At 74.3% G+C, this 13,298-nt stretch carries 14 protein-coding genes; 3 read left to right on the top strand and 11 right to left on the bottom strand.

Going from position 1 to position 13,298, the window contains the following annotated elements; translation table 11 throughout:
- Nucleotides 1-91 precede the first annotated feature (91 nt).
- A complete protein-coding gene (locus QQZ14_RS02290) occupies nucleotides 92-976 on the bottom strand; it encodes an alpha/beta fold hydrolase (RefSeq protein ID WP_284532547.1) in 885 nt (294 codons plus the stop codon).
- Between the two features lie 82 nt (nucleotides 977-1,058).
- On the opposite strand from QQZ14_RS02290, the gene QQZ14_RS02285 reads away from it, so the two are divergent.
- On the top strand, nucleotides 1,059-1,526 hold the full coding sequence (locus tag QQZ14_RS02285) for a MarR family winged helix-turn-helix transcriptional regulator (protein WP_284532546.1): 468 nt from the start codon (nucleotides 1,059-1,061) through the stop codon (nucleotides 1,524-1,526).
- A 12-nt stretch (nucleotides 1,527-1,538) separates the two neighbouring features.
- Here the strand turns inward: QQZ14_RS02285 and QQZ14_RS02280 are convergent, their stop codons facing one another.
- Together QQZ14_RS02280 and QQZ14_RS02275 are read right to left on the bottom strand one after the other, a co-directional pair.
- Nucleotides 1,539-2,300, bottom strand: coding sequence for an SDR family NAD(P)-dependent oxidoreductase (locus QQZ14_RS02280; protein ID WP_284532545.1), 762 nt, complete (start codon nucleotides 2,298-2,300; stop codon nucleotides 1,539-1,541).
- Between the two features lie 64 nt (nucleotides 2,301-2,364).
- Nucleotides 2,365-3,063 carry an SDR family NAD(P)-dependent oxidoreductase gene (locus QQZ14_RS02275; protein WP_284532544.1) on the bottom strand — a complete coding sequence of 233 codons (699 nt, stop codon included), beginning with the start codon at nucleotides 3,061-3,063 and terminating at the stop codon, nucleotides 2,365-2,367.
- A gap of 101 nt (nucleotides 3,064-3,164) precedes the next feature.
- Between QQZ14_RS02275 and QQZ14_RS02270 the strand changes: the two genes are divergently transcribed.
- Nucleotides 3,165-4,016 carry a helix-turn-helix transcriptional regulator gene (locus QQZ14_RS02270; RefSeq protein ID WP_284532543.1) on the top strand — a complete coding sequence of 284 codons (852 nt, stop codon included), beginning with the start codon at nucleotides 3,165-3,167 and terminating at the stop codon, nucleotides 4,014-4,016.
- Between the two features lie 3 nt (nucleotides 4,017-4,019).
- Here QQZ14_RS02270 and QQZ14_RS02265 read toward each other — a convergent pair whose 3' ends face one another.
- From QQZ14_RS02265 to QQZ14_RS02245, 5 genes are read right to left on the bottom strand one after another with little or no spacing between them, the layout of a single operon-like run.
- A complete protein-coding gene (locus tag QQZ14_RS02265) occupies nucleotides 4,020-4,391 on the bottom strand; it encodes a hypothetical protein (protein WP_284532542.1) in 372 nt (123 codons plus the stop codon).
- A 4-nt stretch (nucleotides 4,392-4,395) separates the two neighbouring features.
- On the bottom strand, nucleotides 4,396-5,178 hold the full coding sequence (locus QQZ14_RS02260) for an FAD:protein FMN transferase (protein WP_284532541.1): 783 nt from the start codon (nucleotides 5,176-5,178) through the stop codon (nucleotides 4,396-4,398).
- A complete protein-coding gene (locus QQZ14_RS02255; protein WP_284532540.1) occupies nucleotides 5,175-5,660 on the bottom strand; it encodes an FMN-binding protein in 486 nt (161 codons plus the stop codon). The genes QQZ14_RS02260 and QQZ14_RS02255 overlap by 4 nt, the downstream gene beginning before the upstream one ends.
- Nucleotides 5,661-5,666: 6 nt before the next feature.
- Nucleotides 5,667-7,109, bottom strand: coding sequence for a ferredoxin reductase family protein (locus QQZ14_RS02250; protein WP_284532539.1), 1,443 nt, complete (start codon nucleotides 7,107-7,109; stop codon nucleotides 5,667-5,669).
- Entirely contained in the window at nucleotides 7,106-7,513 is a 408-nt protein-coding gene (locus QQZ14_RS02245) for a hypothetical protein (RefSeq protein WP_284532538.1), read from the bottom strand. The genes QQZ14_RS02250 and QQZ14_RS02245 overlap by 4 nt, the downstream gene beginning before the upstream one ends.
- Before the next feature lie 134 nt (nucleotides 7,514-7,647).
- Here QQZ14_RS02245 and QQZ14_RS02240 point away from each other — a divergent pair, with 134 nt between their 5' ends.
- The gene (locus QQZ14_RS02240; RefSeq protein WP_284532537.1) at nucleotides 7,648-9,846 is read left to right on the top strand and encodes a CocE/NonD family hydrolase; all 2,199 of its coding nucleotides are present in this window, start codon (nucleotides 7,648-7,650) and stop codon (nucleotides 9,844-9,846) included.
- Between the two features lie 4 nt (nucleotides 9,847-9,850).
- On the opposite strand, the gene QQZ14_RS02235 is transcribed toward QQZ14_RS02240, so the two are convergent.
- The 3 genes from QQZ14_RS02235 to QQZ14_RS02225 are packed head-to-tail and all read right to left on the bottom strand — an operon-like array spanning nucleotide 9,851 to nucleotide 12,659.
- A complete protein-coding gene (locus tag QQZ14_RS02235; RefSeq protein ID WP_284532535.1) occupies nucleotides 9,851-10,762 on the bottom strand; it encodes an AraC family transcriptional regulator in 912 nt (303 codons plus the stop codon).
- An 8-nt stretch (nucleotides 10,763-10,770) separates the two neighbouring features.
- Entirely contained in the window at nucleotides 10,771-11,904 is a 1,134-nt protein-coding gene (locus QQZ14_RS02230) for a low temperature requirement protein A (protein ID WP_284532534.1), read from the bottom strand.
- Nucleotides 11,901-12,659 (bottom strand): SDR family NAD(P)-dependent oxidoreductase, encoded by a 759-nt coding sequence (locus tag QQZ14_RS02225; protein ID WP_284532533.1) that lies wholly within the window; start codon nucleotides 12,657-12,659, stop codon nucleotides 11,901-11,903. The genes QQZ14_RS02230 and QQZ14_RS02225 overlap by 4 nt, the downstream gene beginning before the upstream one ends.
- Nucleotides 12,660-13,298: the final 639 nt, after the last annotated feature.

Below are 13,298 nucleotides of genomic sequence, written 5' to 3'. Positions count from 1 at the left end.
CCGGTGGTCACAACCCGCGAGTCTCGCGGGTCAAGGTGAACGGGCGGTGACCCGTCCATACCTGCGTCGCGGGGATCCCGGTGGGCGACGCTCAGGAGACGTCGGCCGGCACCCGGGCGAAGAACTCCAGCAGCGCCGCGGCGAGCGCCTCGGGGGCCTCGAGCGCCACGTAGTGCCCGACCCCGGCGAGCTGCACCGACCTGACCGGGCGGCTGCTGACCTGGGAGAGCGTCTCGGCGGTGAAGGGACCGCCGCCCCCACCGACGGCGAGGACCGGCATCGCCAGCGGTCTGGTGGCGGCCAGCGACCGAAGCGCCGCCCCCTCGGTCAGCATCGACCGGTAGAGGCCGCCGGCGCCGAGCCAGCCACCAGGACGCGCGTAGGTGCGGGAGAGCTCGTCGATGTCCCGCGGGCCGACGGCGGTCGTGTCGGCCGTCATCGACGGGAACGCCCAGTCGCCGAGCAGCTCGCGCTCGCGGCCCGGCAGCAGGATCGCCGCGGCGGTCGGGTCGGCGAGCACGCCGATGTGCCACGACCCGCCGTGGGTGACGTCGGCGAAGGCCTCGAGCCCGAACCCGGCCAGGCCCATCTCGATCGCGGTGAGGCTGCGGACCAGCTCGGGGTGCGCGGCGGCCAGCCGGAGGACGGCCCCGCCGCTGATGTCCTGGCCGGTCAGGTGGACGGGGCCGACGCCGAGGTGGTCGATCAGCTCACGGAGGTCGTCGGCGGCGGTGGCGCTGTCGAACGACTCGTCGGCGACGGCCGAGTCCCCGAACCCGCGCAGGTCGACGGCGAAGACCCGGTGATGGGCTGCGAGCAGCGGGATCAACCGGTGGAAGGCCCACCAGCTCTCGGGGAAGCCGTGCACCAGCAGGACCGGGCTGCCGGTGGTGCCGGCCGAGACGTAGTGCAGCTCGGTGCCCTCGGTCGCGAACCGGTGGTGCTCGACCTCGGGGATGGTGGCGGGAACGGGCATGCGAGCCTCCGGATATCGACAACGTGGTTGTCCAACCCTAGACAACTAGGTTGTCGATTCGCAAGCCGGTACCGTGCCCTCCATGTCCCGGTCCGGCGCCGACCTCGCCCTGCTGCTGCTCGGGGGCTACCGCAAGCTCGTCGAGGCGGTCGTCGCCGAGCTCGAGGTGCGCGGTTACCCCGACGCCCGGCCGGTCCTCGAGTTCGCGATGCGCGCGATCGACGCCGGCGCCGACAGTGCCTCCGAGCTGGGACGGCGCCTGTCGGTGTCCAAGCAGGCGGCGGCGAAGACCATCGCCACCCTGGTCGAGCGCGGGTACGTCGACACCGAGGTCGACCCGAGCGACCGGCGCCGCAAGCGGGTGCGGGTCACCGATCGGGGCCACGCCCTGATGCGCGAGGGTGAGGCCATCTTCGACGAGCTGCGCGATGAGTGGGCGCGCACGCTCGGCGCCGACGGCCTGGCCCGGCTGGAGCGCGACCTCGCGGCGGTCGTCGGCGACTCCCCGCTCCGGGTCGAGGCGGCGGGGTGGGCGGCCCAGGAGTCCTGAGGCTCCCAGCCCTCAGCGGGCGGTCCAGCCCCCGTCCACGGCCAGCAGCGCTCCTGTGACGAAGGACGAAGCCGGAGCGGCCAGGAACGCGATCGCCTCGGCGACCTCCTCGGGACGGCCGATCCGACCGATGGGGTGCGCGGGGCCGAAGCTCGCGAGCATCTCCCGGCCGTTCTCGACGACGCCGTCCATGATGTCGGTGTCGATCACCCCGGGCAGCACCGCGTTGCTGCGGATGCCGTGCGGGCCGCCCTCCATCGCGAGCACCCTGGTCATCTGAGCGAGGGCGCCCTTGGAGGCGGCGTACGCCGTCTGGGTCTCGAACGCCACGACCGACGACACCGACGCGACCGAGACGATCGACCCGCCCCCACGGGCCTGCATCACCCGGAAGGCCTCGCGGGCGTGCAGGAAGCTCCCGCGCGCGTTGGTGGCGAGGATGTCGTCGAACTCCTCGACGCTCGTCTCGGTGACGAGCTTGTTGAGGGTGCGGCCCGCGTTGTTGACCAGGATGTCGAGGCCGCCGAACCGCTCGACCGCGAGCTCGATGGTGGCGGTGGCGGTGGACTCGTCCGCGGCGTCGCCGACGATCGCCGCGACGTCGCCGGCGCCGCCCGCCAGGTCGCGGACCGACTCGGACAGGTCACTGACGACGACCCGCGCCCCGCGCTCCCGCAGCAGGGACGCGGTGGCGAGGCCGATGCCGCGCGCGGCGCCGGTCACGACGGCGGTCTTGCCGGTCAGGTCGTAGGCGTGGGGAGTGAGGGTCGGCATCGTGGTGCTCCTTCCAGGACGCGGCGCACGCTCGCGTCGCTGTGGTGGGGTCGTGGTGGCCGGGTCAGCCGGGTGGGGGCAGCCGCAGCACGCTGGCGAACCTCCCGGCGTCGCCGCGGTGGTGCGCCCAGAGATCCGCCGCCACGTCGTCGGGGTGGTGGGCGTCGTCCCGGTCGCGGTCGATCGGGCCCACGATCACCGTGTGCCCGACCCGCACCCCGGTGCCGTCCAGGGCCTGGCGCAGCAGGGCGACGTACGTCGTCGCGGCGGTCGTGGTGACAGCGCTGGCCGCGCGGGCGGGATCGGGGGTGAGCGCAGCGCTGCCGGTGGTGAAGAGCAGCGACCCGTGGCCGGCCGCGAGCATGGCGGGGAGCGCGCTCTCGACCGCAGCCGCGGCACCGGCGACGTTGAGCCGGAGCGACGCGATCAGCTCCTCGGCGCGGGTCTCGAGGACCGGCTTGATCAGCCCGACGTCGGGGATCGGGCTGAAGCACAGCACCGAGGGCGGTCCCAGCTCGGCGGCGACCGAGTCCACCGCGCGGCGGACCTGGTCGGGGTCCGTGGCGTCGGCCGTGGAGGTCGCCGTGCGGGCTCCGGTGCGCGTGGCCAGGTCGTCCGCCGCCCGGCCGAGCCGGGCCTCGTCGCGGGCGACCAGGCCCACGGCGTACCCCTCCCGTGCGAACCGGTCGGCGACCGAGGCGCCGACACCGGGACCGGCGCCGATCACCAGCGCCACCTGCATGGACGTGCCTGTCGTGGACATGGCACCAGCCTGACCGGCTCGGCCCGGGCGCTGAAGGGTGCGCCGTCCCTGGGAGTGCCACACCCTCCCTCGACCCCGGTGCCGCTCCTAGACTCGAACGCATGCCGACCGGTCCCCTGGGTGAGTACCTGCGGGCCCGCCGCGCGCAGGTCAGCCCCGAGTCCGCGGGTGTCCCGACGTACGGCGTCCGCCGGGTCCCCGGCCTGCGCCGTGAGGAGGTCGCGACGCTGGCCGGGATGAGCGTCGACTACTACGTCCGTCTCGAGCAGGGACGCGAGCGGAACCCGTCGGCCCAGGTCCTGGCGGCCCTGAGCCAGGTGCTGCGGCTCGACGACGACGCCCGGCAGCACCTGTACGCGCTGGCCGGCCAGGCGCCGGGCCCGGCGAGGCCGGCGGCTCCCGAGCGGGTCGACCCCGAGCTGCTCCGGCTGATGGGTCTGTGGCCCGACACCCCGGCGATCGTGCTGGGACGGGCCTACGACGTGCTCGCCGGCAACCCGTTGGCCTACGCCCTGTTCGAGGGCTTCGAGCAGGGCCCCAACCTGCTGCTGAAGATCTTCCTCGACCCGGGCGCGCGGACGTTCTACCCCGACTGGGAGCAGGTCGCCAGGTACACCGTCGCCGGCCTGCGGCTGCTCGAGGGCCGCACGCCGGACGACCTCAGGATCCGCGAGGTCGTCGCCCAGCTGAGCAGCCGCAGCCCGGCGTTCGTCGAGATGTGGGGCCGGCACGAGGCGCGGGGGCAGCGGCTGGCCAGCAAGCGGTTCCACCACCCGGAGGTGGGCGACCTGACGCTGCGGATCAGCGCGTTCGACGTACGGTCGGCGCCCGGCCAGGAGCTGATCGTCTACCACGCCGAGCCGGGGTCGCGCAGCGCCGAGGCGCTCGCGCTCCTCGGGACGCTGTCGGCGACGAGCGCCCGGGAGGCCGCCGAGGAGCGGCCCGGACGGTAGCCGTCAGGCGAGCCAGCGCGCGGCTGCGTCGAAGGTGTCCGCCGGGGTGGAGTTGAACGCGATCGCAGCGTCGGGGGCGTGCCGACGCACGAGGTTGACCACCTGCTCGAACAATGCGAGGTCGCCACGCACCCCGCCGCCGACGACCACGCACTCCCACAGCCGCGAGGACAGGGCCGCGGTGACGACGGCCGGGACGTCGTCGCTGCCGTCGAGGCCGACCAGGCAGAACTCGGCACCCACGCCGTGCTCGGCGAACCGCGCCCGGCCCTCCTCGATCCCCGCGGCGACCGGCGCCGGGTCCCACGGCCCCGGCACCCGGTAGGGGTCCAGGCCGATCACGAGCACGCGCGGTGCGAGGGGCGGTGTCTCCACACCGTCACACGCTAGCGTCGCGGGCCCGCGTCATCGGCGTGGCGAAGGTGTCGGTCGAGCCGTCGGCCCAGACCACGACCCCCGCCCGGCCCGGCCGCGACCGCAGCCAGGTGAGCGCGTCGCGACCCATCGCGAACGCCGACGTCGCGTCGATGTCGGCCCAGGTGAGGTTGCTCGCGACCACGGTCACCGAGGCCACGCCGCGAGGCGGTGCGCCCGTGCGCGCGTCGACGATGTGCTGGCCGCGGTGCGCCGTGCCCGACGTCGCGACCGCGCCGTTGCCCAGCGGCAGCACGGCCAGCACGCGCTGGGGGTGGCGCGGGTCCTCGATCCCGATCCGCCAGGGCTCGCCGTCCGGGTCGGCGACCCGGCAGACCAGGTCGCCGCCGCCGGAGAGGCAGAGGTCGGTGTCCGGGAGGTCGTCGAAGGCCTGTGCGGCGCGCTCGATGGCCCAGCCCTTCACCACGCCGTCGGTGTCGAGCACCGGCGTGCCGTCGGCGGCGGTACGTCGTACGTCGAAAGCCCCACCGCTCGCGAGGCGTGCGGCGTCGGCCAGGGCCAGGACCTCGGCGACCTCCGGCGGGCCGTCGCCGACGCCGACCTCGCCACGCCCGAGCCGGGAGACGTAGGAGTCGTCGCGGTAGGTGCTGAACACCCGGTCGACGCCCCGGAGGAACATCACCGCGGACGCCCAGGCGTCGTCGGCCCGTCGGCCGCCCGCGTGCCGGCCGCGGAGCGCCAGGCTGATCGGCAGGCCCATCACCTGCTCGACCCGGCGGTAGGTCACAGCCCGGCCTGGTCGAGCGCGCTCTGCAGCGACTGGAGGTAGCCGACGCTGGTCACGGTCGCGCCGCTGACCATGTCGATGTCGGCGCTCTGCTCGTCGAGGGTCTCCTGCACGAGGGCGGGGATCGCGTAGGAGTTGATCTCCAGGTCCTCGTGGTTGGACTGGGGGTACTGGACGACGTCGACCGCGGTGATCACGCCGTCCGCGACGGTGAGCTGCACCTGGACCGGACCCCACCGGGTGTCGACGGCGTCGCCGGTGACCGTGGTGGTGCTCGCGTCACTGGAGTCGTCGGAGCCGCCGGTGGTCGTGGTGGCATCGGAGCCGGTGCTGCCCGTGCCCGTCGTACCGGAGCCGTCGTCGTCGGACACGATCGACGTCGGAGCGCTGGTGGCCAGGGTGCTCTCGGTCGAGGTGTGGTAGCCGAACAGCAGCACCAGCACCGAGACGGTGCTGAGCAGCCAGAGGGCGATGCGCTTCATGTCATCTCACCAGCTGAAGGTCTCGAGGTGGAGCCGGTCGTCGGGGAGTCCCGCGCCGGCGAGGTCGCGGCGGACCAGGTCGGTCCAGCCGTCGGGGCCGCAGACGTAGACGTCGCACTCGGCGATGTCCGGGATCCACGACCGCAGGGCGTCCAGGTCCGCGACGGGCTCGGAGCCACTGCCCGGGCCGCTGCCCGGGCCACTGCCCAGGTCGCTGCCGAGCCAGGAGTCGGCGGAGCGCCGGCGGCCGGAGAGCCGGAGCACCCGCAGCCCGCGCTCGCGGGCCAGGGTGTCGATCTCCCGGACGAAGAGCGGCGCGTCGGTGTAGCGCTCGACGTACACCGCCTCGCCGGGTGCGTAGGTGAGCCCCTCGGCCAGCGCCCGCAGCGGCGCGGTGCCGACGCCGGCGCCGATCAGGACCACGCGCCGCCGGGTGCGGGCCCGGGCGGAGAGCCGGCCGTACGGGCCCTCGACCAGCACCCGGGTGCCGGGCCGGAGCGAGGTGACCGCGGCGCTGCCGTCGCCGACGACCTGCACGGTGATCCGCAGGCTGCGGCCGTCGGGGGCGGCGGACAGGGAGTAGGGGTGCGACCGGGTCCAGCCGGGGCCGGAGAGGAAGCGCCAGTTGCAGAACTGGCCGGCCTCGAGCGGCAGCCGGTCCAGGCGCCGTCCGGAGAGGTAGACCGAGACGACGCCGGGTGCCTCGGGCACCACGGAGGTGACCCGGAGGGCGTGCCGCGTGCTGCGCCAGACCGGCAGTGCGACCCGCCAGGTCAGCACCGCGGCCGCGGTCACGGCCCACGCGGTCCACCAGAACACCGTGCGTCCGGTCGAGGACAGGAGCTCCTGGCCGGTCCAGAGCTGGTGGGGGAGTGCCAGGCCGACGCCGAGGTAGGCGTAGAGGTGCAGGAGGTGCCAGGACTCGTAGCGGACCCGGCGGCGTGCGGCGCGGATGCTCGTCGCCACGACGAGGCACAGGCACAGGGTGCCGGCGACCGCGAGCAGCATGCCGGGGTAGTCGACGGTCAGGTCCCACAGCGTCCCGGGCGTGCGGGTGAGCTCCCCGGCGGCGTACCCCCAGGTGATCAGCACGATGTGGGTGAGCATGAGGTTGAACGACGTGAAGCCGACCAGCCGGTGGGTGCGGGCGAGCCGGTCCTGCCCGAACGCCGCCTCGAGCGGGGGCACCCGGGCCATCAGCACGACCTGCGCGAGCAGCAGCACCGACGCCACCAGGCCGGTGACCCGGCCGAGCGAGGTCAGCCCGCTCTCCCAGCCGCCGAGGTCCTGGAGCCCGCCCCCGGCCACCCACCAGTAGGTGACCAGGAGCAGGGCCAGCCAGAGGACGGCGGTGGCGCCGACGCGCACCGCCTCGTCGAGGCGGGGCCGGTGGTCGGTCGCGTCCGCCGGGTGGGCGGTGCTCTCCGGGCGCGCGATCGTGGCGGTCACGACTCGGTGCCGGGGGCGAGGCCCGGACCGTCCCCGTCGTCCCCGTCAGGGTCGTCGAAGGGACGACCCGGCAGCTCGCCCTGCTGGGGAGGGCCCTGGCGCCACTGCTGACCGACCTCGCTCGGGGCCGGGTCGTCGACCGAGGCCCGGCCGAGGAGGAAGCCGCCGAGCCCGACGAACACGACGAGTGCCGAGAGCCCGGACGCGAGCCAGGCTGCGGGCCCGGGACGGCGCAGCAGGGTCCGCCACCGGTCCCGACGCTCCGGGTCGGCGGGAGCCGGTGGCGGAGTCTCGGCGGTGGGCGGCTCCACCGGGTCCGGGGCGGCGGGGGAGACAGGCGGGACCGGCTGGTCCTGCGGGTCGGTGGGCTCCCAGCGGTTGCCGCTCGGCGTCTGCTCGGTCATGGGTCCTCCTCGTTCAGTGGACCCATCGTGGAGCGGCGGCGTGAGCGGCCGGTGTGTGCTTGCTGTGCCCCGGCTGTGCATGTCGGCGAGGGCGTTCGCGGCCGCGACGGCGACGGAGGTGGCACCATCACGCCATGCGCACCCCGAGGAGATTCGCGGCCGCGGCCGTCGTCCTGATCGCCACCCTGGCGGGACTCCAGGTCGGCACGTCCGGGGCCGGGGCCGCGGACCCCGGAGGCTTCACGCTCCGTCCGAGCGTCAACCAGCTCTACGTGCTCGCGGCCACGCCGGGTGAGCGGCTCGAGCTCCTTGACTCCGGCGGCGCGGTCGTGGCGACCGGCACGGTCGATGCTGCGGGCAGCCTCGCGTGGCGCGAGCTCGCCTCCGGCACCTACGCCGTACGCCCCGCGGCCGATCCGGCCGGCCAGTCCGGCCCGGTCAGCGTGACCGACTTCGCGGACCCGGCGCCCGCGCAGTCCTTCTACGACGGCCAGACGCTGAAGGCCGGGTTCGGCTACATCGCCACCCGCGACGGCACCACCCTGTCGGCGAACGTCGCGCTGCCCTCGGGGTCCGGCCCGTTCCCGACGGTGGTGGAGTACTCCGGCTACGACCCGAGCAACCCCGCGAACAAGACGATGGCGACGCTCTACAACACGCTCGGCTTCGCCTACGTGGGCGTGAACATCCGCGGCACCGGCTGCTCGGGCGGCTCGTTCTCCAACTTCGAGCCGATCCAGAGCCTCGACGGGTACGACGTGATCGAGACCGTCGCGGCGCAGTCCTGGGCGGCGTTACACGAGGCCGGGATGGTCGGCATCTCCTACCCCGGCATCACCCAGCTGTACGTCGCCCGCACCCGGCCGCCGCACCTCTCGGCGATCTCTCCGCTGTCGGTCATCGACGACACCTACCGCGCCACGCTCTACCCGGGCGGCATCCTCAACACCGGCTTCGCGGTCCCGTGGGCGACCGAGCGGGCGACCCAGGCGGCGCCGTACGGGCAGGGCTGGGAGCGGCCGCGCGTCGACGCGGGCGACACGGTGTGCGAGGCCAACCAGGCACTGCGCCGGCAGAACCCGGACCCGCTGCAGATGATCCGGGACAACCCCTTCTACACCGCGGCCGTGGGCGACCCGCTCTCCCCGAGCCTGTTCGCCGGCGACATCGACGTGCCGGTCTTCCTCGCCGGCGCCTGGCAGGACGAGCAGACCGGCGGCCACTTCCCGGCGCTGCTCGACGACTTCAGCTCCGCGCCGCACCTGTTCGCGTCGCTGACCAACGGGTCGCACACCGAGTCGCTGAGCCTCGGCGTGTTCGGCCGCTACGCCGACTTCCTCGACCTGTACGTCGGGCACCGGGTGCCCGGCCAGGCGAAGGGCTTCGTCGCGCCGATCCTCGCGCAGTCGATCACCGGCGTCGCAGGCCTGAAGCTGCCGCCCGGGCCCGACTACGCGGGCCTGACCTACGAGCAGGCCAAGGCCCAGTACGAGTCGGCCGACCCGATCAGGGTGCTGTTCGAGGAGGGCGCGGCCGCCGGCCAGCCCTCCGGCGCGCCGCTGCCGCGCTTCGTGCGGACCTTCCCCTCCTGGCCGATCCCCTCGGTCCGGCCGACCTCGTGGTACCTCACCGACGACGGCCGGCTGCGCCGGAAGCCCTCGGCCGACCGGCCCGGCCCCGCTCGCGAGCGCAGCTACCGCGCGGACCCGACCGCGCTGCCGGAGACGACGTACACCGGCTCGAGCTCGGGCATCTGGGCCGCGCACCCCGACTACCACTGGCGGCAGATCCCGGCCGGCACCGGACTCGGCTGGACGACCCCGCCGCTGCGCAGGAACGTCGTCGCGATCGGCACCGGCTCGGTCGACCTGTGGGTGCGCACCGCCGCGCTCGACACCGACCTCGAGGTCACGTTGAGCGAGGTCCGGCCCAACGGCACCGAGGTCTACGTGCAGTCCGGGTGGCTGCGCGCGAGCCACCGCGCCCTCGACGCCGCCCGGTCGACGGTCGTCTCGCCGGTGCACACCGACCTCGAGCAGGATGCCCGCCCACTGCGGGCAGAGCGGTACACGAAGGTGCGGGTCGAGCTGTTCCCGTTCGCCCAGGCGTTCCGCGCGGGCTCGCGCCTGCGGCTCACCGTCGACGCGCCGGGCGGCGCCCGGCCGCTGTGGGCCTTCGACACGATCGCGCACGGGGAGCGGGTGTTCGTCGCCGCCGACGCCGTACGCCGCTCCCGCGTGGTGCTGTCGGTCGTTCCCGGGGTCAAGGTGCCGCGGAAGGCACCGGCCTGCGCGTCGCTGCGCAGCCAGCCCTGCCGCACCTACCGAGGCTGAGCCCTCACAGGGTGGCCGGACCGGGCGCCGGCCGGCGCTGGCCGGCGTCGTGGCCCGGTGGCCGCCCGAACTCGCGGCGGTACTCGCGGCTGAACTGCGAGGGGCTCTGGTAGCCCACCTCGTGCGCGATCCGGGTCACGTCGTCCTGGGCGGCGGCGAGCAGCAGCCGGGCCTGCTGGAGCCGGATCTTCTTCTGGTACTGCACCGGGCTCAGCGCGGTGGCCCCACGGAAGTGCCGGTGGAAGCTGGTGACGCTCATCGCGGCACGGTCGGCGAGGTCCTCGACGCGGAACGGCTCGGCGTAGTGGTCCCGGATCCAGCGCACCGCCTGGCCGACCCGGGTCAGGGTGCCGTCGCCGAGCCCGACCTGGCGGACCAGGTCGCCGTGCGGGCCGCGCAGCAGTCGCCAGAGGATCTCGCGCTCGACGAGCGGGCCGAGGACCGCCGCGTCGTCGGGGTGGTCGACCAGCCGGACCAGGCGGACGACGGCGTCCAGCAGCTCACTGCTCGCGGGGTGCACGCCGATCGCCGGCCCACCCGGCGCGCGCGGAGCGGGCAACGCCGGTGCGTCGAGGAGCAGCGCGGCGATCGTCGCCGGGTCGAGCCGCACCGCCGCCCCGAGGAACGGCTCGTCCCGGGAGGCCCGCGTGTAGTAGCCCGACACCGGCAGGTCGACGGAGACCACGAGGTAGTCGCCGGCGCCGTAGTCGTAGACGCCGTCGCCGACCAGGAGCCGCTTCTCGCCCTGGGCCACGACGACCAGCACGGGGTCGGCGACCGACGAGCTCGGCTCGGTGAGCGCGTCGACGCGGCCGAGCGCGAGGCCGGCGACGGGGAGGTCGAGACGGACCCCGGCCGCCGGCAGGTGGCGTTCGAGCAGCGTCTGCAGCTCGTCCAGTGCCCCGTGCCCGTCCACGCCCCCACTCACCTCCTGCGTCCCACGGTCTCACGGGTCACCAGCGCCGCGAGGACAGCGGCGAGCGTCGCCAGCGACCACAGGGCCGGCAGGTGCGCGCCCGCCACCCACGCCGCGGCCACGCCGGCCGCCGCGATCAGTCGGGCCGGTACGACGTCGCGGGCGATCCGCCACCGGAACGCCGCGTGGCCGAGCAGGAACAGCAGCACACCGCCGTGCAGGGCCGCGAGGGCGACCCCGGGCAGGGGCTCGTCGACCTCCTGCAGCACGGTCTTGAGACCCAGCGCGGTCAGGACCACGCCGACCAGCAGCGGCAGGTGCAGCAGCGAGAACGCGTCGCGGGCCAGCCGGGTGCGCGTGTCGGCGGGCTCGGTGTGGAGCGCCTGCTCACCGTCGGAGCCGTCCCCGCCGAAGTAGACCCACCACAGGCACGTGGTGACGACCAGTCCGAGGAGCGAGCCGAGCAGGACCTGGCCCGTGAGCGGGTGGTGCCGGACCGCCAAGCCGATCGCGACGATCGACTCGCCCAGCGCGACGATCACGATCAGCCCGTGCCGCTCGGCGAAGTGACCGGGCGAGCGCAGCTGCCAGCCCTCGGCCCCGCCGACCAGCGTGCCGACGTAGTCGGTGCCCAGGGCGACCAGCCACAGCAGCGTCTGGAGGCGGCCGTCGGTCGCGGCCGCCACGATCAGGAGCGCGGTGCCGGCCAGGACGAACGGCGCGTAGGCCAGCAGCTGACGCCGCTCCGCGGGGTCGTCGCGGGAGGCGAGCGCGTACATCGCGAGGTGGACCACGCGGAACACCAGGTAGCAGACCGCCACCAGCAGCGGGCCGTGCAGGCCGCCCGGCCGGTCGTCGAACGCCTCGGGGATCGCGAGCGCCAGCCCGAGCATCGCCGCCATCGAGGTGAGCAGCACCGTGCGGACGCCGTCGGCGCTCACCACGTTGCACAGCCACGCGTACCCGGCCCAGCTCGCCCACAGCATCCCGAGCACGAGCACACCGCGGAGCACGGACTCCGCCCCGAGGTCGTCGGCCATCAGCACGGTGACCTGCGTCAGCGCGAAGACGAACACCAGGTCGAAGAAGAGCTCGAGCGGCGAGACCCGGGTGTCCGCGGCGTTGAGGACCGGAGCGTTCACAGCCCCTGCCCCCCGGAGACCTCGACGACCTGGCCGGTGACCCAGGCGCTGGCGTCGCCGACGAGGAACGCGATCACCCGGCCCACGTCCTCCGGCTCGCCGATCCGCCCGAACGCCGCCTGCTCGCCCCACTGCGCGACGAGCTCGGGCATCCGCTCGAACACGTCGTCGCCGATGCGGGTGCGCGTGGTGCCGGGGGCGACCGCGTTGACCCGGATCCGGCGGGGCGCGAGCTCCTTGGCCCAGACCCGGGTGAGCACGTGCACCGCGGCCTTCTGGGCGGCGTACGCCGAGTAGCCGGCCTCGATGCCGGTGTCGAGCGCCGAGGTGCTGCCGGTGTTGACGATCGTGCCGCCGTCCTCGAGGAGCGGGAGCAGCCGTTGGGTGAGGAAGTACGGCCCCCTGAACAGCGTCCGGTGGAGGTCGTCGAACAGCTCTTCGCTCACCTCGCCGAAGGGTGCACCGCCCCCGACGCCGGCGTTGTTGACCAGGTGGCGGAGGCGGTCGACGCCGAACCCGTCCCGCAGCGTCTTGGCGACCCGCTCGGCGAAGCCATCGAACGAGGCGAGGTCCCCGATGTCGAGCGGGAGGGCGGCGGCGGTGCCGCCGGCCGCCTCGATCTCGGCGACGGTCGCCATGGCCTCCGCGGCGTGGCGGCGGTAGGTGAGGACGACCCCCACGCCACTCCGGGCGATCTCGAGGGCCGCGGCCCGGCCGATCCCGGCACTGCCTCCGGTGATGAGCGCAACCTGCATGATCCGACTCCGATCTCACAACTGATGTCTGGTGGACACCAGTGAAGACCGCCTGACCTGCAGGAAGACAGACAAATCAGACCAGGCTCTTGCACGATCCTGCCAGAGGGCTGCGCGGCTGCTGGCGGTACGGCGCGAGCACCTGGGCGCGGACGCGTGCGCCGCTACCGGGGCGGGTCGGGGCTGACCACTGCTGCGCCCTCCGGTGCAGCCCTCTGCCGAAGCCGCTCGGCGTTCCCGCTGGCGGGCGGGGGGCGAGCGGCACACCTGATCGAGCCAGGGCTCCGACGGAAGCGGACGAGACTTGGCCAAACGACCCTCCCGCGGCCGCGAAGTGGCGCATGCTGGAGCCACATCTCGGAGGAGTCCCACGGTGAGACACATCGTCGCCTTCTTGCTCGGACCGTTGGCGAGCACGACTCTCGTGCGGACGCCCGTGGCCACGACGGCGCGTGCTGCCGGCGACGTCCCGGAGACGGTCGGTCCGACGACGGTCACGGCGCACGTCCCGGTCGCTCTCCAGCGGCTGACGAGTGCGAGCGCGCGTTCCCTGGTGCGTCTCCACGTCGACCCGCGCGAGACGGATCGAGCGGCCGCTCGCGGTCGCCGCAGTGGCTGAGTCGGCCGGAAGGGGTCGTC

The sequence above is a fragment of the Nocardioides sp. T2.26MG-1 genome (assembly GCF_950101795.1).
Lineage (GTDB): Bacteria > Actinomycetota > Actinomycetes > Propionibacteriales > Nocardioidaceae > Nocardioides.
Note: the sequence above shows the minus strand (reverse complement) of the source record. Positions and strands in the feature narration are given on the sequence as shown.

What these genes read in the sequence shown, in the direction of transcription:
- QQZ14_RS02290 (WP_284532547.1), bottom strand. Translation starts at nt 976, where the DNA reads ATGCCCGTTCCCGCCACCATCCCCGAGGTCGAGCACCACCGGTTCGCG.
- QQZ14_RS02285 (WP_284532546.1), top strand. Translation starts at nt 1,059, where the DNA reads ATGTCCCGGTCCGGCGCCGACCTCGCCCTGCTGCTGCTCGGGGGCTAC.
- QQZ14_RS02280 (WP_284532545.1), bottom strand. Translation starts at nt 2,300, where the DNA reads ATGCCGACCCTCACTCCCCACGCCTACGACCTGACCGGCAAGACCGCC.
- QQZ14_RS02275 (WP_284532544.1), bottom strand. Translation starts at nt 3,063, where the DNA reads ATGTCCACGACAGGCACGTCCATGCAGGTGGCGCTGGTGATCGGCGCC.
- QQZ14_RS02270 (WP_284532543.1), top strand. Translation starts at nt 3,165, where the DNA reads ATGCCGACCGGTCCCCTGGGTGAGTACCTGCGGGCCCGCCGCGCGCAG.
- QQZ14_RS02255 (WP_284532540.1), bottom strand. Translation starts at nt 5,660, where the DNA reads ATGAAGCGCATCGCCCTCTGGCTGCTCAGCACCGTCTCGGTGCTGGTG.
- QQZ14_RS02245 (WP_284532538.1), bottom strand. Translation starts at nt 7,513, where the DNA reads ATGACCGAGCAGACGCCGAGCGGCAACCGCTGGGAGCCCACCGACCCG.
- QQZ14_RS02240 (WP_284532537.1), top strand. Translation starts at nt 7,648, where the DNA reads ATGCGCACCCCGAGGAGATTCGCGGCCGCGGCCGTCGTCCTGATCGCC.
- QQZ14_RS02225 (WP_284532533.1), bottom strand. Translation starts at nt 12,659, where the DNA reads ATGCAGGTTGCGCTCATCACCGGAGGCAGTGCCGGGATCGGCCGGGCC.